Raw genomic sequence first — 22,994 nt, forward strand, 5'->3', positions numbered from 1 at the left:
TGGGTAAGTCAATACGGTTGTTCTCCCGTCAACACTGCCACGCGCCTCCTCATTCCGAGACACCCGGTCCGATCTGCGAGACGAATTCGTCCCAGTAGCCGGGCAGACTCTCGAATGCCCCGGAATGTCCCCCGGGGGTGTCCGGGGCCGTACCGGGGGCCTCCCCGGGGAACCCGCCGGGGAACGTACCGGCGGCCGCGGGCGCGGTACCGAAGCCCGCCGGGCCGCCGCCGAGGCGGTCGGTGAAGAAGACCGTGCCCGCGCCCTGCCAGCGGGCGATCCGGGCGGCCTCTTCCAGATGGGTGCGCGGCACGCCGTGGACGAAGTGGGCGAACCGCTCCGGCGGATGGCCCGCCGTCCACTCCGCCACCTGCGACCAGCGGTAGTCCGCCCAGGCTCCGGAGAAGGTGATCAGCTGGTCGGCGAGCTCCGCATAGGCGGGGTGCGGATGGCGGCCGGGGCCGAGGACCACATATCCGCCGGACCCGGTCCCGGTCGTCCCGGCCCCGCCCCCGGTGCCCGGTACGGTGCCGGTCCCCGGTCCGGTACCGCGGCGGCCGCAGCCGCCCGGGGTCCTGACCCCGGTGTCCCGGGTGACCGCCCGCAGGGCCCCCACGGCCCGCCGCACGGCCGCCAGACCGGCCCGGTCGGCCGGGCAGCGGTCCAGCAGAAACCCGCCGACCCGGTACCACTCGGCATAGCGGCCGGCGTCCGCGACCACCTCCGCCAGGGGCCGGGCGCCCCCGGCCAGATCGACCCGGCCCAGCACCCGTACCCCCGCGTTGACCAGCCGGCCGGCGGCGGCCAGACAGTGCGGATCGGGGCGGTCGCCGGGCCCGTTGGCCACCGTGAGCACGACCCAGTCCAGCGGGGTGCCCGGCCGGGTCAGCTCCGCCCACTCGGCCGGGGCGAGCAGCGGATGGGCGTACCCGGGGACTCCGATCCCGAGCCGGCCCCACGGCCCGGCCGCGCCGCCTCCGGACGGCCGGGGCTCCCGTCCCCGGCCGTCACCCGGGGAGCCCGGGTTGCCGGGGGAGCCCGGGAGACCCGGGGAGTCGCGGGAAGCCGGAAAGTCCCGGGAACCCGCGGAGACCGGGAGGCCCTGGGCGCCCGTGAACCGCGGGAAGCCCGGGTACCCCGGGGCGCCGGTGGGCCCCGCGCCCGGCCCCCTCCGCCCGGTACACCGCGCCGCTCCCCCGCCGGTGGTCAGATGCGGCATGCCGCCTCCATCCAGATATCGGCGAGCGACTCCTCCAGGTTGATCCGGGGCCGCCAGCCGAGCCGGTCGCGGGCGGTACGGATGTCCGCCTGCTGCCAGTTGCCGCAGCCGTCGGGGTACGGGACGGGGGCGGCGGCGAGCTGCTCCAGCACGGATTCGGAGCGCGGCGCCCCGATGCCGTGTCCGGCGAGCGGACCGTGCCCGCCGTGGCCCGGGTGCCCCACCGGTCCGCCGTGCCCGCCGTGGCCCGCGGGACCGGAGTGTCCGCCGTGTCCCAGGGGGCCGGGCCCGCCGAGACCGCCCTGGCCGGGCCGTCCGGGCGGGGTGTCCAGCTCGTGGAGGGCACCCGCGTACCCCGCGACCCTGGCCAGCACCGCGGCCGCGTCCCGGAGCCGTACGGCCCGCCCGGTACCGATGTTGACCACGCCCTGGGCCGCGGAGAGGGAGGCGGCGTGGACCGCTCTGGCCACGTCCCGGACATCCACGAAGTCGCGCTGCACCCCGAGCCCGCTGAGCTTCAGCTCGCCGTCGCCGGACTGCATCGCCCGGCGCATCGCCTCGGCGAGCCGGCCGAGCGGGGAGCCGGCGGGGGTGCCGGGCCCGACCGGGGAGAAGACCCGCAGGACGACCGCGTCCAGCCCGGAGCCGAGGACCAGCTCCGTCGCCGCCAGTTTGCTGACGCCGTACGGTCCGCCGGGCCGCGGGATCGCGTCCTCGGCGGTCGACGACCCCTGCTGCGACGGCCCGTACTCGGAGGAGCAGCCCACCTGCACCAGCCGCGCCCCGCAGCCGCTGCGGCGCAGCGCCTCGCAGACGGTGGCGACGGCGACCGTGTTGTGCCGGGTCAGCTCGCGGGCGCCGCCGCGGGTGGCCCCGGCGCAGTTGATGACGACGCCGGGGTGGACGGCGGTCAGAAAGCGGGTGAGCGCGCCGGGGCTGCCGCCCGCGAGGTCGAAGCGCACATCGGCGTCGTCGCCCCGGCCGAGGGTGGTCAGGTGGACGGCCGGGTCGGCGAGCAGCCGGTCGGCGACGAAGCGTCCGAGGAACCCGTTGGCTCCGAGCAGCAGCACCCTCATCGCGTGCCCCCGTCCTGACGACGGGTCGGGGCTGGGGATTGGCGGATCATGTTCGCGTTTCTCCTTCGGTGCCGCTCAGGGCGGCGGCAGTTGATCCGGCGGGGCCGGGGGTACGGCGTATGCGGCATTCGATCGGGCGGTACGGGTGGTACGGGCGGTACGGGGTGGCCGCGCCGGGCGGTTGCGGGCCGGCGGGCCGGGCCGGCCGTGGGATACGGACGGCCGGGCGGACGGTGGAGCGGCGTGGCGGCCGGGGACGGGCGGGGCGTCCGGGCGGGCAGGTGGGCGGGCGGGCGGGCAGGCAAGGATCAGCGGGGCGGCGCGGCGGGCTGGGGACGGGGGCAGGCGCCCGGGAGGGTGTTCGCCGGTCCGTCGCCGGTCCGGCCGGGCTCGGGTGCGGGGTGCCGGGTACGGGGTGTCAGGTGTGGGCCGAGGCGCGGGACAGCACGGCGGTGGCATGGACCAGCAGTCCGGCCGCCGCGACCCCGCAGACCAGGGCCCCCACCGCCGCCCCGCCCCAGGCCGCCGCCACCGCCTCGGCGGGGCGGGCCAGGAAACCGAGCCCGGGGAGCCGTCCGGCGAGCAGCAGCAGCGGGACGAGCGCCTGTCCGGCGCAGGCCGCGCCGAGCCCGGTGACGGCCGCCTCCGGGAAGCCGTGGACGATCAGCAGCCGGGCGGTGAAGAGCAGCAGACCGAGGGAGACGGCGGTGACGGGTGTGCTGCCGTCGGAGAGCAGCAGGCCGGTTGCCGCGGCCACCGCCGCCAGGGAGACGGTGTAGAGCGCGGCGACGCCCAGGAGCAGGGGCCGCATCCCGGCGGCGAAGTCGTCGAGCCTGCGGCTGTCGCCGAGGCGCCGCCGGGCCCCGGTGGCCAGCAGTCCGGCGCACCAGGCGGCGGGGGCGACGGAGACCGCCAGGGCGGTCGGCGGGCCGGGGGCGAACGGTACGGTGCCCCCGGCCTCGGCCAGCCGGGCCGTGAGTCCGGGCCCGCAGGCGGCGAATCCGATCAGAACGGCCGTCCGTACGGCTCCGGCGGTACGGCCCCGCCGGGGCCCGTACGAACGGGCGCGCAGGGGGCCGTGGCGCAGACAGAACAGGACGGCGGTGGTGACGGCGGCGGTACCGAGGAGGGCGGCCGCCGTACGTGCCGGGCCGTCGAGGAGGGCCCAGCTCCCGGCCGCGAGCCCGGCGGCGGCACCGGGCAGCAGTGCGAGGGCGGCGCCGCGGTCCGGCCGGTTCCCCGGTCGGGGGCGGGGCGCGGGCTCCGCGGTGTTCCCGGGGACGCGGGCGTACAGCTCTTCCGCGAGCGAGAACACGTCCCGGTGCCGGAAGCGGGCGGCGATCCGGTCGGTCAGGCCGTGGGCCTCCAGTCCGGCGGCGATCTCCAGTGGGTCGACCGCGCGTTCGCAGAGGTCCTTGTGGCGGTCGAGCAGGGCCTTGACCGGGTCGGCCGAGCCCCCGGGCGCGGCGGCCGCGGACCCTCCGGGGGATCCGGATAACGGCGCGGGGCCGGGCCCGTCGCCGGAGCCGAGGAGAGCGTGCGAACGGGCGTCCCAGCCACCGGGGCTGGCGGGGGGCCGGGGCGCGTCCCCGGCGGCGGTAGCGACCACGGGGTCTCCGCCGGGGCACCCGGCGCGCCCCCGGAGGCCGGTGGCCCCGGAGTGCTCCGTACTTCCGCCACGGCCCCCTGTGGTCCCGGGCGCGCTCATGCGCGGGCCTCCTTCGCCCCACGGGCCGACGGCCCCGGCCGCGTACGCCCGGCACCGGCCGACGGCAGCACCGCCGACGGCGCATCCGCGGAGCCGGTGGCTCCCTGCCACCCGGTCCCGCCCCAGGCCGCCCCCGACAGGGGGTTCCCCGCCCCCGGCCGCCCCGGCGGCACACCGGCGGCACCCGACGCCTCCGGAAACATCCCACCGCCGCCGGGAGCCGTCTGCCACGGGGCCGCCGCGGCAGAGCGGGCGCGCCCAGCCACCGGGGCGATCCGGCCGGGGCGGCCGCCGCCTTCCGCGGCCGGTGGCGGAGGCCCGGTGAGGGCCGGTTCGCGGCGGGCCCACACCATCGGGACGAGGGCCTCCGCGGGATGGGCGAAGGGCAGCGGTTCGCCGTGGGGACCGGCCTGGTCGCGGTGGACCGGGGAGTGCGAGATCACCTCCAGGTACAGCGCGCGGAAGGCGGCCGTGTTCCGGTCGGACGTGAAGAGTTCGAGGGCGCGGGAACGGGCCGCGGCCCCGAGCCTGGCGGCCCGCGCCGGGTCCCCGATGAGCGCGAGGCACGCCTCGGCCAGGGCCCGCGGATGGCGCTGCGGTACGACGAGTCCGGTGCCGCCGATGACCTCGACGACCGCGCCCGCGTCCGTCGACACGGTGGCCCGGCCGCAGAGCATCGCCTCGACGAGGGTGTGCGGGAAGCCCTCGACGGTGCTGGCGGAGACCGTGACCGCCCCGCTCGCGCACGCCTCGGCGGTCCCGGTGCCCCCGGGTCCGCCGAGGGTCTCGAAGAAGACCGGTCCGGCGCCGGGCGGGCGGGCGTCGACGGCGCCGTCGGCGAAGAGATGGGCGGCGAGGGAACGGCAGTGGGCGAGGTACGCCGCATCCTCGCCGTCCCGGGCGGGCCGGGCGAACAGCCGGAGCCGGGCGCGCGGTTCGCGCCGGTGGACCTCGGCAAAGGCGTGCACCAGCCCGACCAGGTCCTTCCCCGGCTCGGGCGACCCGATCCACACCAGGGTGTACGGGTCGCCCGGGTCGGCGGCCTCGCCGACGGCGGTATAGCGGTCGGTGTCCACCCCGGGGTGGACCGTACGCAGCTTCGCCGGATCGGCCCCGCACTTCCGCTGCCAGCGGCGGATATGGGCGTCACCCGGGGTGATCAGGGATGCCTGGGCGTACACCTCGCCCGCGAGGGCGCGCCGGAAGGCGGCCAGGAGGGCACGCACCGGCGCGCTCAGCGGGGACCGGGCGCCGTGGAGCGGACCGTACGCCCCCGGCTCCCCGGCTCCGGAGCATGCGCCGGGCATCCCGGACCCGCCCGCCGCCGCGCCCCGCGGCCCGGCGGCCGTCGCATCGGGGCTGCCGGGGCCGTCGGGGCCGTCGGGTCCCCCGCCGGGTGCGGCGGCGAGATAGTGGGCGCGCAGGTCCACGCCGTACTCCGTGACCAGCAGAGGAACCCCGAAGAAGCGTTTGGCCAGAAGGCCGGGGAGCGCCGTGGCTCCGCCGGAGACGGCATGGCAGAGATCGGCGGAGCCGAGGGCGTCGTCGCCGTACCAGTCGTACGAGAGGGGGCGCAGCGCCCGCTCCAGCTCCCCCGCGAAGGCAAGGTAGTCGGGGACGGCGGCGGTGTGCACGCTCCGGTGTGCGCCGGGGGTCCGGCAGACGGATTCCACGGTCCGGACAGCGGGTTCGGAGCGGAGGGCGGCGGCCAGACCGCCGTGTTCCCGCGCGAGGGCGGCGAGTCCGTACAGGCCGTCGGCGAAACCGGCCGCCGCCGCGCCGGATGTGAAGCCGGCCGCGCCGGACGCGGCACCACCGGCGGATTCACCGGCGCCCGCGCCCCGGACGGCCGTCACCAGCTCGGTGAAGTGCCCGAGGAAGCGTCTGCGCCAGCGGCGCCCCGGCGCCGGGCCGTCACCGCGGCCCGCCGGGGCGGGCGACGCGGTCCGGACGGCCCTCACCTGCGGCGGCAGGGCCACCGGGGGCGGAACGGCAAGGGAGTGCCGGGCACAGAGGCCGGCCGCGCACTCCGCACCCGTCGCGCCGGAGGCTCCCCCGGCGCGCTCGGCGGCTCCGGCACGGCCCGCGTAGATGTCGAACTCGTGCTGCGCGAGCCCGCGCACGAGCCGGTCGCACCAGCCCGCCGAGCCACCCGACGCAGACGGATAGCCACCGTCCGTGAGCAGTCCGATCCGCATGAACGCACCCCCGATCTCCCTTGTCGGCCACCGCCGTTGGACTCGGCGGCACGCGGCGGAACGACCGTAAGCCGGTGCGGCGGGGGTGCGGCGGACGGTTGTCCGCCGCGCCACCGGAAGGGGTGAATACCCGTAACTTTCCTGGCACGATCGCGTTCCGTCGCGCTATGAACGCGCTCTGTTACCGATGGTGAGGCACAGGCCACGCCTCAGGGGAGGCGAGAACCGAAGATTCAGCCTTTCGGGTGAACCCAGGGGTTTGCCTTGCACCGGATTCCGTCGATATTCAGGGATTTGGTCTGCTGCTGCATCACGGGGGCCGGGGCGCCTTCGGTCCGGCAGCTCTTGTGTCCGTGTCCGAGCCGGTGGCCGACCTCGTGGTTGATGAGCATCTGCCGGTAGGCGAACATCGCGTCCGGCCCGTAGGTGTCCGAACCGAGCCCCCACCGGTAGGCGTTGATCATCACCCGGCTCGTGGAGGCGGAGTCGCAGCTCACCTTGTCGATGGACGTATTGAGCCCGGATTTGGCGCACCACACGTCGGTGGTGCCGGGGCTGGCGAGCGTGATGACGAACGCGGGATCGCCGGAGGAGATCCGCTCGAAGGCCAGTTCGCCGCCGGCGGCCCAGCTGCGCCGGTCGTTGAGGGTCCGGTGCACGGCGGTGGCGAAGAGCAGGCCGTCCATCTTGAGGCCCTTCTCGACATCCACCCGGTAGCGGATCTTCCGGCCCTTGCCGGGTGCCTGCTCCAGGCCGGGGACGGCCGCGAAGGTGCCGTCGCCGGTGAACTCCCGGTCGATGGGGAACCGGGTCGCCATCAGCTGGTCGTACGTGGGGGCCTGCGGCTTGGTGTCGCGGAGGGCGGGCTGCGGCGGCGTGCGGCGGCTGTCGGAGCGCGAGGCGGCACCGGTGTCCTCGGCGCGCTCGTCGTTGGTGGTCCCGGTGTCCTCGCGGCGTTCGTTCTCGGTGGCGACCTGTCCGGCGACGATGATCGCGAGGACGGTGGTGACCGCGGCGGCGGCGATACCGGTGACGGTACGGCTCTTGCTGCCGGTCAGCGGAGCGCGCTGGTCCGGTACGGCGGCGGGGTCCTCGTCGCGGGACCGGCCGCCGGAGGGGTCGACGGCGGGGAGGGCGGCGGTGTCACCGGGGTCACCCGGCCGCGGGACCGTGCCGCTGCCGGGGCCGTTGCCGGGGACGCCGCCCGGCCCGTGGCCGGCGGCGGCGCCCAGGGCGGCCGCGGCGGACGGGTCGAAGGCATCGACGAACTCGCGGCGCGGGCCCGGTATCCGGGAGCCGGCCGGGGCGGGCCCCGCGGGGTTCACCGGCCCGGAGTGCCCGGACGGCCCGGACGGCCGGGGCGGCTGCCCCGGGCCGCCGGGGTGCGGCTGCCCGCCGGGACCGGCGGGACCGGCGTGGGGAGGAAGGGCGGCACCGGGGTACGGATGCCCGCCGGATCCCGCGTACGGAGGTACGGCGGGGCCGGTGCCGGTCCCCCAGCCGCCCCCCGGCTCACGCTGCTCGGGGTGGCCGCCGCGGGCCTGCGGAACGCCGTAGCCGGTGGCCGCGTGTTCGGTACCGGTGCCGGTGCCGTACGGAGCGGAGGTCCGGCCGCCCGGTACCGCCGGGCCGGGTGCCCCGGCGGGCGGGAAGCCCTGCGCCCCGGTGCCGTAGCCGCCGGGGTGGTGAGCGGCCTGCTGGTGCGCGGCCGCCTGATGCGCGGCCTGCTGGTGCCCGGCGGGGTGGTGGCCGGGAGCGGGATGCCCGCCCTGCCCGTAGCCGCCGCCGGGGTGGCCCCCGTAGCCGGCCGCGGACCGGCCGCCCGAGTCGTATCCGCCCTGGGCGGGATGCCCGCCGGGGCCGTAGCCGCCGGAAGGCCGCGCTCCGGCCGCGGGAGCCGTGCCCGGGCCGGGTCCGGCCGCCCCCGGAGCGGCCTGGGCGGCCGCGGGGTGCGTACCGTGATCCGGGGCCGCGGGGCCGGACTCCGGACCCTCCGGGCCGGTGCCCGTACGACCCGTACGAGAAGAGGCCTTGGGCGCGGGGCCCTTACGGCTGTGTCGTCCCACGGGCCCCGATCAGCTCCTGCCGCAGTCGTCGATCACTTCCCGGATCGCCTGCGCGACCGTCTCCGGGTACTCCATCATCGCCACATGGCCGGCGTCCGGGAGGGTCACCAGCCGTGAGTCCCGGAAGGCGGCGGACGCCCTTTCGGCCATCCGGTACGAGACCAGTCTGTCCCGCCCGCCGTACACCAGCAGCGTCGGCGCGAGCACCCGCTCCGCCTGCCGCCACAGCCCGTGCTGTCCGCCCAGCGTGTACGCATCGACGATACCGCGCGCCGAGCGGGCCATCGCGTCCCAGAAATACGGCAGCTTCATCCGGCGGTCCATCTCGGCCGCGGCATGGCCGAAGGCATCCTCCGAGACCCGGCCGGGATCGCCGTAACACAGTGCCACCACCCCGCGGGTGCGGCGCTCGGCCGACCAGTCGCGGCTGATCCGGCCGAACAGCCGGGCCACCCCGGGCAGGGCGAGCAGTCCGGTCGGGACCGCACTGCCCTGGACCCGCAGCTCCGGCAGGGCCGGGGAGATCAGGGAGAGGGTGCGCACCAGATCGGGCCGGACGGCGGCGAGCCGGGTGGCCACGGCCCCGCCGAGGGAGTTCGCGATCAGATGCACGGGCCCCCGGTCGGCGGCGTCGAGATAGCGGATGACGGCCCGGGCGTGGCCGGTGACCGAGTAGTTGCCGTCGTCGGGCGGCGGGGAGGCGCCGAACCCGGGCAGGTCGAGGGCCTCGCCGTCGACGACGTCCGCCAGCAGGGGCATCAGGGCCGACCAGTTCTGGGAGGAGCCGCCCAGCCCGTGGAGATAGAGGGCGGGGGGCAGTCCGGGGCGGGCCGGCGGCCGCGACCGGACCGCGAGCCCGAGGCCGGGGAGCGTGACGGTGCGCAGTTCCTCCCCTTCGGCGATCCGCAGCCCGGGGACGACTTCGGGCACCACGGCGACGAGGGGCACGGGGACACCGGGCAGCTCGGTCGAAGACATGCGGCAATGTTACGAGAGGATCACACCGCGAAACGTGTGTTCGGCGTCACAAGGGGAAGCCGATCGCATAGCGCCCCCGGACGTCTGCTCCTACGCTCGGAAGATAAGGGGAGAGGGACGAAGCGCGAGAAGACAAGAGGAGAGAAGAAGGGAGCGGTAAGGAGAGGAGGAGGGTGGGACGCAGGGAGAGAAGGGACGGTAAGCCCCGCTCGCCCCGTGGCGGCGCACCGCGACCGCGGGACGACGGGTCCAGGGGCCCACGGGCCGAGGAGAGCGAGCCGGGGAGAAGGTGCCTCAATGGCTGTCGTCGATCCCAGCGATCCGGAAGCCTTTGCGGAGTACGAGGACCGCGAGAGCGGCGGAACGGCGGACGGGACCCGGACGTCGTCCGGTGAGGGCGGTCGCACCGCGGCCGGTCCGGACGACGAGGTTCCGGAGGCCGACGCCGCGGAACAGCGCGCGGACGTCCGGCCGGAGCACGACGATCCGCCGCGTATCGACCGCGACCGGGCGAACGAGGCCGACGCCGTCGAGCAGGCCAGAGTGGTCGCCCAGGACGAGGACGACTATCGGTGACCCCCTGCCGACTCCTGGTGACAGCGGGCGGCCACGGCCGGGGAGGCGCCGGTGCCGTGCCCCCTTTTGCCCCCGAATCGGGAGCTACCGCGGCTGTCCGGTCCGTGAAATTCTGCGTCCGCGGCGCGCACGGCCGGGTTACCCAAAAGTACGATGGCGGGCGCGGCGACGACCGCGCACGGAACGATTTTGGGAGGCGGCGTGACAGCCATCGAGCAGACAGAGGCGGCGCGCCCGCGGGGCACGCGCCTGCCACGCCGAGCCCGCAGGAACCAGCTTCTGGGCGCCGCCCAGGAAGTCTTCGTGGCGCAGGGGTACCACGCGGCCGCGATGGACGACATCGCCGAGCGGGCGGGTGTCAGCAAGCCGGTGCTCTACCAGCACTTCCCCGGGAAGCTGGAGCTCTATCTGGCCCTGCTGGACCAGCACTGCGACGCGCTGCTCCAGGCCGTGCGCACGGCGCTGGCGTCGACGTCCGACAACAAGCAGCGGGTGGCGGCCACCATGGACGCCTATGTCGCCTACGTCGAGGACGAGGGCGGCGCCTTCCGGCTGGTCTTCGAGTCCGATCTGACGAACGAGCCCGCGGTGCGCGAGCGCGTGGAGCGGGTGTCGCTGCAGACCGCCGAGGCGATCTCCGACGTCATCGCCGAGGACACCGATCTGTCGAAGGACGAGTCGATGCTGCTGGCCGTGGGGCTCGGCGGGGTCGCCCAGGTCGTCGCCCGGTACTGGCTCTCCAGTGAGACGGGCATCCCGCGCGACCGGGCGGTCGGGCTGCTGACCTCCCTGGCCTGGCGGGGTATCGCCGGTTTCCCGCTGCACGGTACGGACGGCGCCGACCCGCAGCGCTGATCCCGGGGCGTTCCGGCGGCGGCCCGTACCGTCCGGGCCCGCCTGCCGCGCCCGCTCGTCCGCCGTTGTTCGCTGATGGCGTGCTCCGGCATGGCTGAGCGGGCCCACCGCCGGGCTAGTGTGTGCTGGGTACGGCGCGGTGATCGCGCAACGCACTGACCGTTCGGAGGGACATAGCCGTGGAGGTCAAGATCGGCGTGCAGCACGCGCCCCGGGAGATCGTTCTGGTGAGCGGGCAGACCGCCGCCGAGGTCGAGGAGGCCGTGGGCCAGGCTCTTGCGGGCAAGGCCCAGGTGCTCAGCCTCTCGGACGAGAAGGGCCGCAGGGTGCTGGTGCCGGCCGACCGGATCGCATACGTCGAGATCGGCGAGTCGGCTTCGCGGCGCGTGGGCTTCGGCGCGCTCTGACCCGACGCCCCGAGCAGGGCCCCGGGGGCCGTCCGACACTGTCGGCGGCCCCCGGGGCCCTGCCGCGTTCCACGGACGGGAAGCGGGGGCGGCACCGGGACGGGGCAGCAGCCGAAGGCGCCGCCGACCCGGTTGTTCAGGGGTGCGAAGGGGTTGTTTCCGCCGGTCCGGGGGTAGTACGGGCTGTAACCGCATCCCCCGTCTCCGCGTCCGTGAGGTGATCAGCAGTGCTGCTGGAAGCGATCGGCTCGGTCCTGCTCGGCCTCGCCCTCTCCTGGGCGGCCGTCCGCCTTTTCGCGGACCGGCTCCCCGAGCGCCGCGCGGTCTTCCTCACCGGCCCGCTGGGTGCCCTGTTCGGCCTCCATGTGACGCATGTGGCACTGGGACCCGGGCAGACCGCGGGGACGCTCGTGGGGGCTCTGCTGGTCGGGGCCGTCACCCTGTCGCTGCTGCTGCGCCCCACGGGGCGACGGCTGCGGAGCCGCGCGCTCCCCTTCTGAGCCCGCGGTCCTTCTGAGCCCACGGTCCTTCTGATCCAGCAGGCCCGGCCTTCCGGCTCCCGCGGACCTTCCGGGCCCACGGGCCTTCCCATTCACGCGGACCTGCCGACTCTTGCGGACCTGCCGGCTCGCGCGGACCTGTCCTGCTCGCACCGGCCTTCCGGCCCCGCTCGCCGCGGAGCCGGGCGTTCCGTCCGGAGAGTCCGGGAGTCCGAGGCCCTCGCCCCGGCGGCGGGGCGGCCCCGGCCGGAGCGCGCCCGGCGCCCCGGTCAGGACGCCAGGTCGAGCGCCGCCATCCGCTTGGTGTGGGCCTTGGTGATCCGGGAGAACATCTTGCCGACCTCCGCGAGGTCGAACCCGTCGGCGACTCCGCCGACCAGCATCGTCGACAGGGCGTCCCGCTCGGCGACCACGCGCTGCGCCTGGGAGAGCGCCTCGCCCATCAGCCGGCGGGCCCAGAGCGCGAGCCGGCCGGCGATCCGGGGGTCGGCCTCGATGGCGGCCCGGACCTTCTCGACGGCGAAGTTGCCGTGACCGGTGTCGTCGAGCACGGCGAGCACCAGCGCCCGGGTGTCCGAGTCCAGATGGACGGCGACCTCGCGATAGAAGTCACTGGCGATGGAATCGCCGACGTACGCCTTGACCAGGCCCTCCAGCCAGTCCGACGGGGCGGTCTGCTGGTGGAAGTCGTCCAGCGCCCTGGCGAACGGCTCCATGGCCGCAGTCGGCTCCTCGTCGACGGCGGCCAGCCGGTCCCGCAGGCGCTCGAAGTGGTGGAACTCCGCGGATGCCATCTTGGCCAGCTCGGCCTTGTCACCGAGGGTCGGCGCCAGCTTGGCATCGTCGGCGAGCCGTTCGAAGGCGGCCAGCTCGCCGTAGGCGAGGGCGCCCAGCAGATCCACGACGGCGGCGCGGTACCGGGGGTCGGCGGAGGCCGTCGCCCAGTCCTGGGCGGCGATCCCGGTGGGCTCCGCAGCCGCCGCGCTCTCCGCGGCCCCGGCGTCGGCCGCGGGGCCCGCGGACTGCGCGGCATGGTCGGGTTCAGGGGCGTGATCAGGCGTCTCCATGAACCGCACAATAGCCCGCCGCGCCCCTGTCGTAAGGGGCCGGCCGACGGGTCCGGGGGCTCGTCGTACCGGTGATCGCTCCGGTTTCCGTGAGATCCGCCAACACACATGCGCGATTCCGGGGTACAGTGGTATGGCGCCTGCTGGAGCGTTGAGACAGTTGTGTGTACGACTGAATGACGTCCGGCGGGCGATCGCAGTGTTTGACTGAGGAATGAAGGATTCTTTACCGATCCTCCGGGCTTTTCCAGGTCCGGCCGGGGTCCGGTAATCCTTCGGACCCCATGAGGATGCCCGGTCGGTGGCACGATCGGCTCCGAACCGACCGCCCTCCGCGCGGATCGTGCGCCCCTCGCGTACATCCGCAGACGAGGGGCCCCCTCAGCGGCACGAGCGCTCGAGCGACGGCAGTGGTCCCGCGCCATCGGCCAACCCGCGGCCGGACAGCACCCCGGTGCGACACCCAGGTGCGGTACGACCCCCTTCGCTCGCCTCGCGCCGCGTCTCACAGAAGAGGCAACATCCTGACTACGCAGAAGACGACTTTCCGGGATCTGGGGATCCTGCCGGAGACCGCCGAGGCGCTCGAAGCCGTCGGCATCATCAACCCTTTCCCCATTCAGGAAATGACGCTCCCGGTCGCCCTGTCGGGCACCGATGTCATCGGCCAGGCCAAGACCGGCACCGGCAAGACGCTCGGCTTCGGGCTGCCCCTGCTGGAGCGGGTCACCGTTCCGGTGGACGTCGAGGCCGGCCGGGCCCGCCCCGACCAGCTGACCGACGCCCCGCAGGCGCTCGTCGTCGTCCCCACCCGTGAGCTGTGCACCCAGGTCACCAACGACCTGCTCACCGCGGGCAAGGTCCGCAATGTGCGGGTGCTGGCGATCTACGGCGGCCGGGCCTACGAGCCCCAGGTCGAGGCGCTGAGGAAGGGCGTCGACGTGATCGTCGGCACCCCCGGCCGACTGCTCGACCTGGCCGGACAGAAGAAGCTCGACCTGTCGAAGGTGCGCGCGCTCGTCCTCGACGAGGCCGACGAGATGCTCGACCTGGGCTTCCTGCCCGACGTCGAGAAGATCATCCAGCTGCTGCCGGCCCGCCGCCAGACGATGCTCTTCTCCGCGACGATGCCGGGCGCGGTCATCGGCCTCGCCCGCCGCTACATGTCGCAGCCCACGCATATCCGGGCCACCGCGCCGGACGACGAGGGCGCGACCGTCGCCAACATCACCCAGCGCGTGTACCGCGCGCACTCGATGGACAAGCCCGAGCTGGTCTCGCGGATCCTCCAGGCCGACGGCCGCGGGCTCGCGATGATCTTCTGCCGCACCAAGCGCACCGCCGCGGACATCGCGGACCAGCTGGCGCGCCGCGGCTTCGCGTCCGGCGCGGTCCACGGCGACCTGGGCCAGGGCGCCCGCGAGCAGGCCCTCCGGGCCTTCCGCAACGGCAAGGTCGACGTCCTGGTCTGCACCGATGTCGCCGCGCGCGGTATCGACGTCGAGGGTGTCACCCATGTGATCAACTACCAGTCGCCGGAGGACGAGAAGACGTACCTCCACCGCATCGGCCGCACCGGCCGCGCGGGCGCCTCCGGTACCGCGGTCACCCTGGTCGACTGGGACGACATCCCCCGCTGGCAGCTGATCAACAAGGCGCTGGACCTCAAGTTCCACGACCCCGTCGAAACGTACTCGACCTCCCCGCACCTCTTCGAGGAGCTGAGCATCCCCGCGGGCACCAAGGGCGTCCTGCCCCGTGCCGAGCGGACCCGTGCCGGGCTCGCCGCGGAGGAGCTGGAGGACCTCGGCGAGACCGGTGGACGTGGCCGCAGGCAGCAGCCGCAGCAGTCCGCCCCGGCCGAGCGTCCGGCCCGGACCCGCACCCCGCGCCAGCGCCGCCGTACCCGGGCGGGCTCGCCGGCCGAGGGCGGCACCGCCGCCGTGGCGCCCGCCCAGGGCCCGGACTCCGGGGACTCCGCGGTGGAGACCGCGGCCGTCCGGACGCCGAGGCGCCGTCGCCGTACCCGTACGGGTTCCCCGGCAGAGGTTCCCGCGGCCCCCGCGGCCGTGGTGACCGCTCCGGCGGCGGTCGTGGAGCCGGTGGCTCCGCCGACCGTGCCGCAGCAGGCGGAGCCCGTGGCGGCCGAGTCCGTATCCGCGGAGACCGTGGCGAAGCCGCGCCGCCGCCGGACTCGTACCGCCCGGCCCGTGACGGCTGAGGCGGCGGTCACGGCCGTCGAGGCCGCCCCGGTCGCGGAGCCGGTGGCCGAGCCGGTCCAGCCGGTGCAGCCGGTCGAGCCGGTTGCCGAGGAGCCGAAGCGCACCCGGACCCGTGCGGTGCGGAAGGCCGCCGAGGCCCTCGAAGCCGCGATGGCCCCCGTGGCCGCCGAGGTGGCGGAGAAGCCGAAGCGCACCCGCGCCCGGAAGACCGCCGCCACCGCCCCGGCCGCCGAAGCCACCACCGTGGCCGAAGCCCCGGCCGAGGAGATCGCCGAGAAGCCCAAGCGGAAGCGGACCGTCAGGAAGACCGTCGCCGAGGCCCTCGTCGCCACGGGCGCCCCCGAGGTCGCCGTCGCCGCGGAGGCCGCCGAGGTGGCGGAGAAGCCGAAGCGCACCCGCGCCCGGAAGACCGCCGCCACCGCCCCGGCCGCCGAAGCCACCACCGTGGCCGAAGCCCCGGCCGAGGAAGTCGCCGAGAAGCCCAAGCGGAAGCGCACGGTCAGAAAGACCGTCGCCGAAGCCCTCGTCGCCACGGAGGCCGTCGGGGCCGCTGTGGCCACGGAGGCGGCGGAGAAGCCGAAGCGCACCCGCGCGGTGAAGAAGACGGCGGAGGCCGCCGAGGCCCCCGCCGAGAAGCCGAAGCGTGCCCCGCGGGCGCGCAAGGCAGCGGCCGCCCAGCCCGAGGGCTGAGCAAGCGGCACCGTCCGACGGCCCGCTTCCCTGCCGGGGAGCGGGCCGTCGGCGTTCCCGCACCCGGCCCCGTAGGCTCGGGCGCATGAGCCGCCCTCCCACCTTCACCACGCCCGCGTGCGCCCGCTCCCGGACCCTGAGCACCGCCCGGGGCGACTTCGCCGTCCTCGACGCCCGGCCGGCCGGCGTCCCCGGTGCGGCCGGGGCCCGCGGAACCGCCCTGCTCGTCCCCGGTTTCACCGGGAGCAAGGAGGACTTCATCGCCCTGCTCCAGCCGCTGACCGAGGCCGGCTACCGGGTCGTCTCGGTCGACGGGCGCGGGCAGTACGAGTCGGCGGGGCCCGACGATCCGGGGGCGTACGAACTGCCCGAGCTGGCCCGGGACCTGCTGGCCCAGGCCGCGGCGGTCGCCGCGGAGAGCGGTGGCGGGCCGGTGCATCTGCTGGGCCACTCCCTGGGCGGGCTGATCTCCCGCGCGGCCGTACTGACCGATCCGGCGCCCTTCCGGACCCTGACCCTGATGTCGTCCGGACCGGAGGCGGTCGGCCCCGCCCAGCGGAAGCGGATCGGCCTGCTCCGGGACGCGCTCGCCACTCTTCCCATGACGGAGGTGTGGACGGCCATGCAGGCCCAGGACGCCCCGGCGGACGCCGAGGAGGCCACCGGGCCGGACGGCGCGGCCGTCGAGGAGCAGCTGCGGCAGCGCTGGCTGCGGACCCATCCGCTCCAGCTGATCACCACCGGGCTCCGGCTGACCGTCGAACCGGACCGGGTCGGCGAACTGGCCGCCGTACAACCGCTGCCCAAGCTGGTGTTGAGCGGTGAGCGCGACGACGCCTGGCCGGTGCCGCTGATGGACGAGATGGCGGTACGGCTCGGAGCGTCCCGCACGGTGATCCCGGGCGCCGAGCACTCCCCCAACACCGACCGCCCCGCCGAGACGGCCGCGGCCCTCGCGGACTTCTGGGGCCGGCACTGAGCCACCGGGCGGCGCCTGCCCGTGCCCGCCGGGCCCGCACTCGTTAGGCAAGGAAAAATTTTCTTTAGCGTAGGGAATATTTGCCCGGCCCAAGTCTGTTGAGTGCTGTAGCAGCACATGCACACCAGTTCTCCATCAGGAGGATCAGACGAAGGGAGAAGCCGTGCGCTTCGAGATCATGCGACTGGACGATGTCGACGGCACCGCCGTGGACAGCACGGTCGTCGACGCCGCCTCCGTCAACCGGATCGTTCAGCAGGCGGCCGCCAAGGGCCAGCGCCTCTACATCCGCCCGGCCGACACCGGGGCCTCGTAACCGGGAACGGCCGCCGGACGGCGCCGACCGGCGCACCGGCACTCCGAACAGAACATCACGGTGCCCCCGCGGAGATCCGCGGGGGCACCGTCGTATCCGGTCCGGGTCGGGGCGGTCCGGGTCGGGCGTCCGGCCCGGAAGCAGGTCAGGCGCCCTGGACGACCTGGGTGACACCGTTGATGATCTGCTGGACGGCGATCGCCGACAGCATCATGCCCGCCAGCCTGGTCACCAGCACCACACCGCCGTCCTTGATCACCTTGATGATCAGCAGCGAATAGCGCATGGCCAGCCAGAGCACGATGTGCATGGCGACGATCGCCGCCCAGACGGCGATCTGCTCGGACGCCCCGTCCGCGTTCTGGACGGCCAGGATGACCGAGACGATCGCACCGGGTCCGGCCAGCAGCGGCATCCCCAGCGGGACCAGTGCGACGTTCACGTCCTTGGTCTGCTTGGGCTCGTCGGTCTTGCCGGTGAGCAGGTCCAGCGCGATCAGCAGCAGCAGCAGCCCGCCCGCGATCATCAGCGCGGGAACGGAGACATGGAGGTAGTCCAGGATCTGCTGCCCCACCAGTCCGAAGACGGTGATGACGCCGAACGCGACGGCCACCGCCTGCCAGGCCATCCGGCGCTGCACCTTGGCGGGCCGCCCCGAGGTCAGGGCGAGGAAGATCGGAGTGACTCCCGGGGGATCCATGATCACGAAGAGGGTCAGAAAGAGCGAGCCGAAAACGGCGGCATCGAACACGGTGGTGCCTAGCGGGAGAGAGAAGCGGGGAAAGGATCAAGAGGGGGCGGCGCGGTCCGGGCACGCGGATGCGCGGACCGGTGTTCGCGGGCCCCGGGGAGACGGCGGCCGCCGGGCGGCCGGGAGTACCGCGCGGCGCGCGGCGTACGTACGGCCGGACGGTTACGCGGAGCGGGGTCCTCCGGCGCCGGGGACCGGGAAGGCGCCGGTGGCCCGGCGGGTGATCTCCCCGTAGATCTCCGGATCGGTGGTGAAGTGGCCGAGCGGAACGTCCTTGCGGCTGCCGTGGTAGTCGCTGGAGCCGGTCGTCAGCAGGCCCAGCTCGGCGGCGAGGCCGCGGACCCGGGCCCGGGTCGGCTCGTCATGGTCCAGATGGTCGGCCTCGATACCGTCGAGACCGGCCGCGGCCAGCTCCGCGATCGTCGACTCGGAGAGCGTACGGCCGCGTTTGGCCGCCGCCGGATGGGCCAGCACGGCCACTCCGCCGGCCGCCTTGACCAGGCGTATCGCGGTGAAGGGGTCGAGTTCGTGCTTGGCGACCCAGGCCCGGCCGCCATCGGCGATCCACTCGGCGGTGAAGGCGTCCGAGACGGTCGGTACGACGCCCAGCTCGACCATCGCGGCGGCGATGTGCGGGCGGCCGACGGAGCCGTCACCGGCGATCCGGGCGACCTGCTCCCAGGTCACCGGGGCGCCCAGTTCGCGGAGGGCGGCCACGATGGCACGGGCGCGCGGCACCCGGTCGTCGCGGAGCAGCTCGCGCCGGGCCAGCAGCTCGGGTTCGGCCGGGTCGAAGAGGTAGGCGAGGAGATGGAGGCCGATGCCGTCGACGGCGCAGGAGAGTTCGGCTCCGGTGACCAGCGTCAGCGGGCGGTCCAGGCCGTCGAGGGCGGCGATCGCCGCGGCATGGCCGCGGGTGGTGTCGTGGTCGGTCAGGGCGACCACGTCGAGTCCGGCCGCGGCCGCGTTGCGGACCAGTTCGGCGGGGGTGTCCGTACCGTCCGACGCCGTGGAGTGGGTGTGCAGGTCGATGCGCACGCGGACTCCGGGGGACGGGCGGACAGGGGCGCTCCAGTGTATCGGGCAGCCTCCCCGGGACCGTCCGCCCCGGACGTCGCTCCGGTCACACCCACGGCCCGCCGGGACCGGGCCCGGTGGGGATCCCCCACGGCCTCCGGGCGTACGGGCGTACGGGGAGGTCCGCGCCGCGGCCCCCGGGGACCCGGCGGCACGGGCAGCGGGCGCGGGCACCACGCACCGGCACCGGCACCGGCACCGGGCAGACGGCAGACGGCAGACGGCAGACGGCAGACGGCAGACGGCAGACGGCAGAACGGAACGGCGGCCGGGCGGCGCGGTTACGACAGCAGCCGGGGCGACAGCGCTCCGCAGGGCACGAGTTCGACCTCCGCGCCCGCGTCCCGCAGATCGGTCAGTACCAGCTCGTCGTACATCAGCAGCCCGGACTGTCCGGGCCAGACGATCGCCCAGAGCCAGAGCCCGCGTGCCTCACCCGCGAAGACCGCCCGGTCGTCCGGAGCGGCCAGCAGATGCCAGAGCGGGGTGGGGCGCCCGGCGGCCAGTATCTTCGCCTGCGGGGCGCGGTCGGTCCTGATGTGCGGGCCGGGGTCGGGGCCGTCGATCCCCGCGTAGCGGGCGCCGAGCCCGACACCCAGCTCCTCCGCGATCAGCAGCAGTTCACCGACCCCGCCGACCGGCCCCGGTCCGGTGCAGGCGACCGCGGTGGCCCGCCCCCCGCTGCGGTCGTCGCCCGCATAGGCGACCCCGCTGAACAGCCAGCCGACGGGCAGCGGCCAGGGCATCCAGACCGGCACCCGGGCGCGGTGCACCGCGACGCCGAGGGCTTCGACACTGGGCGGGATCACCGGTTGCAGTGGGTGCACGGCGCCGTGCACATCGCACTGCCAGGAGTCGGCAAAGAGACCGGGCGCCCTGACCCGGCCACCGCACTTCGGGCAACTGGGTTCGCCCCTCATAGGGCCCAACGGTCCTACCCGGCGATCGCCGCGTCAAGGACGATCACTCTTTCCGGCGTGTGCGCTTGCGGACCGTGGGCGGCGGGTGTAGCCGGGGCCCGCGCGGTACGGGTCGGGACCGCGGGGACGCCGCCCTGGGCGGCCGGTCAGTCGTCGAGGCGTACCGGGGCGCGCCGGGGATCCCGCAGGTCCGTCCCGTACCGCAGCCAGCGTTCCTGGAGCGCACCGGCGCCGTGGACCCGTTTCCAGGCCGCCTCGTTCGGGGTCATCGGCAGCAGCGGGAGGAAGCGGACCGGGTCGAGCGGCGGGCCCGGGTCGAGGTCCGCCACCAGTCCGCCGGGCTCACCGACCAGGACGGAGGAGAACGGGGCGCCGGGCCAGAGCGGCCCGCCGAGGTCGAGGGAGGCTCCCGGGGCCACCACGACCCCTTCCACCTGCGGGGACGCCGCGAGTACGGCCAGTGCCCGGAGGACCTTGTCGGTGTCGGCGAGTCCGGCCCGCACGGTCAGCAGCAGTTCCGCCCGCGGCCCCTTCACCGGATCGGCGACGCTCGCCGTGGGGTCGGTCATCGGCTGCGCCGACATTCCGACCGTGGCGTAGCGCACCAGCGCGCCCGGAGCCGTACCGGCGGCTCCGGCCGCACCCGGAGCCTCCGGGCCGTCCCCGGCCGCCGGGTCCCCGGGGGCCGCGGCGCGGAACCGCAGCACCTCGACCCGGTCCGTCCCCAGGAACGTCACCGCGGCCCGGGCGTCCGGTTCTCCGAGGGCGTCGCGCAAACGGGCTTCGACCAGAGCGAGAACATCAGCCATGCGGGGAGCATAAAACGCGTGCGGAACGGGCAATGACACCTGTTGACCGTCGGTCGGCTGATAGTGTTGGCGGCTGGTCGGGACATCAGCAGACCGGTGCGTCACACGCGCCGCATCCGCGGTCCCGCCGACGATCTGATCCCCCTTCACCGGGGGTACGACTGTCCCTCACGGGGGACCGGCCGGAGGAGGTGGGATCCACGGTGGATCGAAGTCGACCGTGTAGTACCAGCCGCTCTTCCGTACGGCCCCGTCACGGCGCCGCGTTCGCGACCGCGCCCACCCGGTGATCCACCCCCGCCCCGGCTCGTCCGGCCGGCGGGACCCGCGAAATCCCTCCCGTATCTCCTGATACGGCGGATCCGCGGACACCGGAGGTGTCTTCGCACCACGGAAGAGCACCGCTTCCCGCTCGCATCCCGGGCAGCGGTACGCCGGTCCGTCCGGCTCCGGCCTCCGCGCCGGGTCCGGTGCCTCCGGCGGTTCGGTACTCGACGGTCAGACCCTGCTTGCTGCGAAGCCCTTCCGTCTGTTGCGAACTGTCTGTTGCGAACGCCGTCACCGTGCCGAACCGCGGTGCCGCCCGCTTTGCGGACGTGAGCCCACGTCCCCATTCCGGGCTGTGCCTCCCCGGCGCCGGCGGCTCTCCGTGATTGGAGTCAGCCATGTCGATGATCCGTGACCTGCGCGCCGCCGTCCGCCCCTCCCGGCGGCGCACCGGCGGTACCGACTACCCCTCGGCCTACCCGGCCGGATACGACAACCCCCGTGACCCCTCCGCCTCCAGCGCCGTCGTCGACTGCGCCGTCTACCGCGACGGCAGCCGGCTGGCCGGCGACAGCGGCCTCACCCCGCGCGAGGCGATGCTCCGCGTCCGCGAGGGCGGCGGATTCGCGTGGATCGGGCTGCACGAGCCGACGGAGGAGGAGTTCGCCGGGATCGCGGCCGAGTTCGGCCTCCACCCGCTCGCCGTCGAGGACGCCGTCCACGCCCATCAGCGGCCCAAGCTGGAGCGGTACGACGACACCCTGTTCACCGTCTTCAAGACCGTGCACTACGTGGAGCATGCCGAGCTGACCGCGACCAGCGACGTCGTCGAGACCGGCGAGGTGATGTGCTTCACCGGCCGGGACTTCGTCATCACGGTCCGGCACGGCGGCCGGGGGTCGCTGCGCGCCCTGCGGCAGGGCCTCCAGAAGGACACCGAGCTGCTGTCCAAGGGGCCTTCCGCGGTACTGCACGCCCTCGCCGACCATGTGGTGGACGGCTATATCGCGGTCGCCGACGCGATGCAGGACGATATCGACGAGGTCGAGATCGAGGTCTTCTCGGCGCCGTCCAAGGGCAGCAGTGCCCGGGGCACCGACGCGGGCCGGATCTACCAGCTGAAGCGCGAGGTGCTGGAGTTCAAGCGGGCGGTGACCCCGCTGCTGCGGCCCATGCAGCTGCTGAGCGAGCGGCCGATGCGGCTGATCGACCCCGATATCCAGAAGTACTTCCGGGACGTCGCCGACCACCTCGCCCGGGTCCAGGAAGAGGTCCTCGGCTTCGACGAGCTGCTGAACTCCATCCTCCAGGCCAATCTGGCGCAGGCGACCGTGGCCCAGAACGAGGACATGCGCAAGATCACCTCCTGGGCGGCGATCATCGCGGTGCCGACGGCGGTGTGCGGGGTGTACGGGATGAACTTCGACTACATGCCGGAGCTGCGCTGGCAGTACGGCTATCCGATGGTGCTGACCGCCATCGGCGTCATCTGTTTCACCATCCACCGCACCCTCAAGCGCAACGGCTGGCTCTGACCGCCGGTCTCCCGGGCGGCCGGGGGCGCCGGACCGGCGTCCGCGGCGGACACTCGGGCGGCACCCCGGCCGCCGGCCCCGCCCGCCCCGGCCCGCCGGCCGGGGTGCCGCCCGCCGGTAGGCTGCGGTCATGACAGACGCCCAGTCCGCCGCGGCCCAGGCCCGGGCAGCGGCCCCCTCCCCCGGCACCGCAGCGGACACCCCGGCGGCCCCGGACCCGGACGCGGACTTCCCGCTCGCCCTGGTCGAGGAGGCCACGAAGAAGTCCGGGCTGATCTGGGTCCGCGGCACCGGCGGCGCCCCCGAGCGGGCGCTGTGGCACATCTGGCACGAGGGCGCGGCGTTCGTCGTGGGCGACGGGCCCGGTGAGCAGCCGCTGCCCGGTCTCACCGCGGGCGGCTCGGCGGACATCACCGTACGCAGCAAGGACAAAGGCGGCCGCCTGGTGTCCTGGCGGGCCTCGGTGACCGAGCCGGCGCCCCGCTCGGAGGAGTGGGAATCGGCGGTGGCCGAGCTGAAGTCCAAGCGGCTGAACGCGGCCGACACCGAGGGGCTGCCCGAGCTGTGGGCGGAGTCCTGCCGGGTGCTGCGGCTGGCCCCGGTCTCGGTGGCGGGGGAGCTGCCCGACGGTTCGCTGGCCGTACCGCCCCCGGGCAGCCCGGCGACCACCCGGCGCCCGATTCCGGCGGCCCTGCCCCGGCTGCTGCTGCGCCGCCGCCGCAAGAACTGAGCGGCCCGGCGGCTCCCCCACCGGGGCAGCGCCCGGGCGCCCGGCCGT

Annotated in this window: 19 protein-coding genes and 2 pseudogenes; 9 read left to right on the forward strand and 12 right to left on the reverse strand. The window is 74.9% G+C overall.

Going from position 1 to position 22,994, the window contains the following annotated elements; all coding sequences use genetic code 11:
- Positions 1–49 precede the first annotated feature (49 nt).
- From ACWDR0_RS09700 to ACWDR0_RS09730, 7 genes and pseudogenes are all read right to left on the reverse strand, one after another.
- Entirely contained in the window at positions 50–943 is an 894-nt protein-coding gene (locus ACWDR0_RS09700; RefSeq protein ID WP_456351136.1) for a spherulation-specific family 4 protein, read from the reverse strand.
- A gap of 263 nt (positions 944–1,206) precedes the next feature.
- A pseudogene (locus ACWDR0_RS09705) lies at positions 1,207–1,401 on the reverse strand (reductase); the annotation flags it as partial.
- 129 nt (positions 1,402–1,530) lie between these two features.
- Positions 1,531–2,295: pseudogene (locus ACWDR0_RS09710) on the reverse strand (NAD-dependent epimerase/dehydratase family protein); the annotation flags it as partial.
- A 418-nt stretch (positions 2,296–2,713) separates the two neighbouring features.
- On the reverse strand, positions 2,714–3,904 hold the full coding sequence (locus tag ACWDR0_RS09715; protein ID WP_456351102.1) for a hypothetical protein: 1,191 nt from the start codon (positions 3,902–3,904) through the stop codon (positions 2,714–2,716).
- 95 nt (positions 3,905–3,999) lie between these two features.
- On the reverse strand, positions 4,000–6,201 hold the full coding sequence (locus ACWDR0_RS09720) for a DUF3492 domain-containing protein (protein ID WP_456351103.1): 2,202 nt from the start codon (positions 6,199–6,201) through the stop codon (positions 4,000–4,002).
- A 233-nt stretch (positions 6,202–6,434) separates the two neighbouring features.
- A complete protein-coding gene (locus ACWDR0_RS09725; RefSeq protein WP_456351104.1) occupies positions 6,435–8,267 on the reverse strand; it encodes a DUF3152 domain-containing protein in 1,833 nt (610 codons plus the stop codon).
- Positions 8,268–8,276: 9 nt separating this feature from the next.
- Positions 8,277–9,245, reverse strand: coding sequence for an alpha/beta fold hydrolase (locus tag ACWDR0_RS09730; RefSeq protein WP_456351105.1), 969 nt, complete (start codon positions 9,243–9,245; stop codon positions 8,277–8,279).
- A gap of 297 nt (positions 9,246–9,542) precedes the next feature.
- On the opposite strand from ACWDR0_RS09730, the gene ACWDR0_RS09735 reads away from it, so the two are divergent.
- The 4 genes from ACWDR0_RS09735 to ACWDR0_RS09750 all read left to right on the forward strand — a co-directional run bounded on the left by ACWDR0_RS09735 (position 9,543) and on the right by ACWDR0_RS09750 (position 11,583).
- Entirely contained in the window at positions 9,543–9,821 is a 279-nt protein-coding gene (locus ACWDR0_RS09735) for a hypothetical protein (protein ID WP_456351106.1), read from the forward strand.
- Between the two features lie 201 nt (positions 9,822–10,022).
- Positions 10,023–10,676, forward strand: a complete 654-nt coding sequence (locus ACWDR0_RS09740; RefSeq protein WP_456351107.1) for a TetR/AcrR family transcriptional regulator — start codon at positions 10,023–10,025, stop codon at positions 10,674–10,676.
- Between the two features lie 179 nt (positions 10,677–10,855).
- A complete protein-coding gene (locus ACWDR0_RS09745; RefSeq protein ID WP_456351108.1) occupies positions 10,856–11,083 on the forward strand; it encodes a DUF3107 domain-containing protein in 228 nt (75 codons plus the stop codon).
- Positions 11,084–11,310: 227 nt separating this feature from the next.
- Positions 11,311–11,583 carry a hypothetical protein gene (locus ACWDR0_RS09750; protein ID WP_456351109.1) on the forward strand — a complete coding sequence of 91 codons (273 nt, stop codon included), beginning with the start codon at positions 11,311–11,313 and terminating at the stop codon, positions 11,581–11,583.
- Between the two features lie 269 nt (positions 11,584–11,852).
- Here the strand turns inward: ACWDR0_RS09750 and ACWDR0_RS09755 are convergent, their stop codons facing one another.
- On the reverse strand, positions 11,853–12,659 hold the full coding sequence (locus ACWDR0_RS09755; protein ID WP_456351110.1) for a ferritin-like fold-containing protein: 807 nt from the start codon (positions 12,657–12,659) through the stop codon (positions 11,853–11,855).
- 617 nt (positions 12,660–13,276) lie between these two features.
- On the opposite strand from ACWDR0_RS09755, the gene ACWDR0_RS09760 reads away from it, so the two are divergent.
- The 3 genes from ACWDR0_RS09760 to ACWDR0_RS09770 all read left to right on the forward strand — a co-directional run bounded on the left by ACWDR0_RS09760 (position 13,277) and on the right by ACWDR0_RS09770 (position 16,857).
- On the forward strand, positions 13,277–15,562 hold the full coding sequence (locus ACWDR0_RS09760; protein ID WP_456351111.1) for a DEAD/DEAH box helicase: 2,286 nt from the start codon (positions 13,277–13,279) through the stop codon (positions 15,560–15,562).
- Positions 15,563–15,647: 85 nt separating this feature from the next.
- Positions 15,648–16,541, forward strand: coding sequence for an alpha/beta fold hydrolase (locus tag ACWDR0_RS09765; protein ID WP_456351112.1), 894 nt, complete (start codon positions 15,648–15,650; stop codon positions 16,539–16,541).
- A 163-nt stretch (positions 16,542–16,704) separates the two neighbouring features.
- Positions 16,705–16,857: a hypothetical protein gene (locus tag ACWDR0_RS09770; protein WP_456351113.1), complete on the forward strand. Its 153-nt coding sequence runs from the start codon at positions 16,705–16,707 to the stop codon at positions 16,855–16,857.
- 145 nt (positions 16,858–17,002) lie between these two features.
- Here the strand turns inward: ACWDR0_RS09770 and ACWDR0_RS09775 are convergent, their stop codons facing one another.
- The 4 genes from ACWDR0_RS09775 to ACWDR0_RS09790 form a co-directional block, all read right to left on the reverse strand.
- Positions 17,003–17,608 (reverse strand): MarC family protein, encoded by a 606-nt coding sequence (locus tag ACWDR0_RS09775; protein ID WP_456351114.1) that lies wholly within the window; start codon positions 17,606–17,608, stop codon positions 17,003–17,005.
- A 162-nt stretch (positions 17,609–17,770) separates the two neighbouring features.
- Positions 17,771–18,646, reverse strand: a complete 876-nt coding sequence (locus ACWDR0_RS09780) for a PHP domain-containing protein (RefSeq protein WP_456351115.1) — start codon at positions 18,644–18,646, stop codon at positions 17,771–17,773.
- Between the two features lie 320 nt (positions 18,647–18,966).
- Entirely contained in the window at positions 18,967–19,605 is a 639-nt protein-coding gene (locus ACWDR0_RS09785; protein WP_456351116.1) for a DUF6758 family protein, read from the reverse strand.
- Positions 19,606–19,751: 146 nt separating this feature from the next.
- Positions 19,752–20,414, reverse strand: a complete 663-nt coding sequence (locus tag ACWDR0_RS09790; protein WP_456351117.1) for a suppressor of fused domain protein — start codon at positions 20,412–20,414, stop codon at positions 19,752–19,754.
- A gap of 665 nt (positions 20,415–21,079) precedes the next feature.
- Here ACWDR0_RS09790 and ACWDR0_RS09795 point away from each other — a divergent pair.
- Complete coding sequence (locus ACWDR0_RS09795) at positions 21,080–22,216, forward strand: magnesium and cobalt transport protein CorA (protein WP_456351118.1); 1,137 nt, start codon at positions 21,080–21,082, stop codon at positions 22,214–22,216.
- Between the two features lie 130 nt (positions 22,217–22,346).
- Positions 22,347–22,946 carry a hypothetical protein gene (locus ACWDR0_RS09800; RefSeq protein ID WP_456351119.1) on the forward strand — a complete coding sequence of 200 codons (600 nt, stop codon included), beginning with the start codon at positions 22,347–22,349 and terminating at the stop codon, positions 22,944–22,946.
- The last annotated feature ends 48 nt before the right edge of the window (positions 22,947–22,994 follow it).

The organism is Streptomyces sp. NPDC003691 (assembly GCF_053981115.1).

What these genes read in the sequence shown, in the direction of transcription:
- ACWDR0_RS09785 (WP_456351116.1), bottom strand. Translation starts at nt 19,605, where the DNA reads ATGAGGGGCGAACCCAGTTGCCCGAAGTGCGGTGGCCGGGTCAGGGCG.
- ACWDR0_RS09765 (WP_456351112.1), top strand. Translation starts at nt 15,648, where the DNA reads ATGAGCCGCCCTCCCACCTTCACCACGCCCGCGTGCGCCCGCTCCCGG.
- ACWDR0_RS09795 (WP_456351118.1), top strand. Translation starts at nt 21,080, where the DNA reads ATGTCGATGATCCGTGACCTGCGCGCCGCCGTCCGCCCCTCCCGGCGG.
- ACWDR0_RS09800 (WP_456351119.1), top strand. Translation starts at nt 22,347, where the DNA reads ATGACAGACGCCCAGTCCGCCGCGGCCCAGGCCCGGGCAGCGGCCCCC.
- ACWDR0_RS09760 (WP_456351111.1), top strand. Translation starts at nt 13,277, where the DNA reads ATGACGCTCCCGGTCGCCCTGTCGGGCACCGATGTCATCGGCCAGGCC.
- ACWDR0_RS09790 (WP_456351117.1), bottom strand. Translation starts at nt 20,414, where the DNA reads ATGGCTGATGTTCTCGCTCTGGTCGAAGCCCGTTTGCGCGACGCCCTC.
- ACWDR0_RS09730 (WP_456351105.1), bottom strand. Translation starts at nt 9,245, where the DNA reads ATGTCTTCGACCGAGCTGCCCGGTGTCCCCGTGCCCCTCGTCGCCGTG.
- ACWDR0_RS09735 (WP_456351106.1), top strand. Translation starts at nt 9,543, where the DNA reads ATGGCTGTCGTCGATCCCAGCGATCCGGAAGCCTTTGCGGAGTACGAG.
- ACWDR0_RS09720 (WP_456351103.1), bottom strand. Translation starts at nt 6,201, where the DNA reads ATGCGGATCGGACTGCTCACGGACGGTGGCTATCCGTCTGCGTCGGGT.